The sequence below is a fragment of the Shewanella sp. 11B5 genome (genome assembly GCF_002836795.1).
Classification (GTDB): domain Bacteria; phylum Pseudomonadota; class Gammaproteobacteria; order Enterobacterales; family Shewanellaceae; genus Shewanella; species Shewanella frigidimarina.
This window is the reverse complement of the sequence record NZ_PJAP01000688.1, coordinates 1-2,015: the sequence shown is the minus strand read 5'-3', so window position 1 is coordinate 2,015 and position 2,015 is coordinate 1. Positions and strand designations below refer to the sequence as shown.

Annotated in this window: 3 protein-coding genes; all 3 read right to left on the bottom strand. The window is 38.6% G+C overall.

Features of this window, described 5'->3' with window-relative positions:
• The coding region (locus CXF78_RS15345) for a DEAD/DEAH box helicase (protein WP_145991481.1) at positions 1-577 on the bottom strand (577 nt) is incomplete at its 3' end.
• Between the two features lie 509 nt (positions 578-1,086).
• A complete protein-coding gene (locus tag CXF78_RS15340) occupies positions 1,087-1,527 on the bottom strand; it encodes a cupin domain-containing protein (RefSeq protein WP_257984926.1) in 441 nt (146 codons plus the stop codon).
• Positions 1,528-1,568: 41 nt separating this feature from the next.
• On the bottom strand, positions 1,569-2,015 hold a 447-nt coding region (locus CXF78_RS15335; RefSeq protein WP_011638510.1), incomplete at its 5' end, for a DUF2798 domain-containing protein.

Here is a 2,015-nt window from a genome sequence, read left to right as displayed (position 1 = left end):
CCTCAGAAGAGAAGGTCGCAGAGAACAACATGTTTTGACGCTTTTTGTTTACTGCTTGGAGAATCTTTTTAATGTCAGCACTAAAGCCCATATCAAGCATACGGTCGGCTTCATCGAGTACTAAAAACTCAACATTCGACAAACTTAAGTTACACGCCACAATGTGTTCAAGTAAACGACCTGGTGTAGCAACAATAACGTCGGCACCGCGTTTAAGTTTTTGTGATTGGGTCTCTATTTTAACGCCACCATAAATGGTTAATACCGTTAAATTAAGATGCTTACTGTAAGCGCTAATGTTGTCTGCAACCTGTGCGGCAAGCTCACGAGTTGGAGTCAGAATTAAGGTACGAGTGTTAGACGGCATCGTCTCTTTTGGGTTATCACACATTCTTTGTAATATAGGCAGTGCAAATGCTGCTGTTTTACCCGTGCCTGTTTGAGCGCTTGCTAGGACATCTTCACCACGACGGATTGCCGGAATCGCTTGTTGTTGAATTGGCGTCATAGATTGATAACCGCACTCAGCGATCGCGCGTAATATTTCTGGGGCGAAGCTAAAAGATTCGAATTTCATGGTGCGGTTCCTGTATGTACATCAAAACAAAGCGATTAAGTTGTAGCAAGCTAAGTTAGCTCCACAAGGTCAATCTAGAATATTTGGGCCGATAGCCATTATTAAATGGCTGAACTTATGCTTAACTGGGTTGATTAACGTCTTAGGATAGTTGAAAAACGTTAAGCTTGAATGATACACCCAATTGAGCGCCATCGATAAGCGGCCGCGGAGTATAACAAACTTTTGTTTAAATCCTGAACTTTATCTGTGCCTAACGATAAGATTTTTTAGTCGAGAATTGTTTAGGTGATATGGCGTTATAGCAATGTTATTTGCAGCACCTTGAGTGTGGGTCAGATAACTCACATTTGGACTGAAGTGAGTTAGAAAAGTGGTTTTAGTTAATAGGATTTCGATGATAAAATAGATGGCTATCGAATATGCGAAAATATCCGCATTTGCGACTGATTTTAAGTGCAACGAAAAACCCATCAGAAACTTTTGTTAAACCTAGTAATATTATATTGTTAGAGTATGTAAATTTTGTATTTATCTATAAACATCTGCTTGTCTGAATCAGTTGGTAAATTATCCTGGTTGAATTTTGAAATATCTCTAATAAAACACTCCGATGGGCCAGATGGTGCATTGATGACGAGTAAATGGCTATCAATGATAGCCTTAAAACGCCTTTTTACATTAGGCCCTGCAATAACAAGATCGCCAGCACGTGCAACAAACTCCTCATTCTCTACGCCAAACTCAATTTCTCCTGAAATCAGATAAAATATTTCATCATCAATTTCATGGTAATGCCAAGGAGCTTCATTGCCTTTAGGAAGCATGCTATCAAAGATGGAAACTCGATAATCTGTGTCAACACCAGAGGCAAGAATTGAAGTTATTTCACCTTGGTTAAGATTGTATCTTTCGGCATCGCCAGCTTTTACATGTTTGTATCTCATCATAATCACACTCAATTCCGTATTATTCTATGTAAATATTCTATCTATCTAGCTAGGTACCGTTCAAGCTTAGGTTTAACTAATGTTGTCATCATCAAAGAGATTAGTAGTCCTAGTGGTAGAGCAATAATTAGCGCACTCCACCAAGCTGTAATGAGTTCTGATAATGCCGTAAATCCAATGTTATTAAGGGTTGTTACTAATGCCATAATACCTTCCATTACCAATGCCATTGCGACACCAATAGCAACGTTACGCTTTGCTTCTGAGACATTGGGGAAAATAAGAAGAGCAATTTTACTGATGACTGTAATCATCATGAATCCTATTGGAGCCATAGTAGTGGCTGCTAATAATGTCGACACTATCCATTGATAAAAAAACTTTTCGCCAAAGCCGATATTTTGATAAGTCATCACAAAAGTAAGGCTACCGATTAGCGTCAAAATTAAAGACACCGTAACTAGGATTTTCTTTGCTATTTTCTTCAT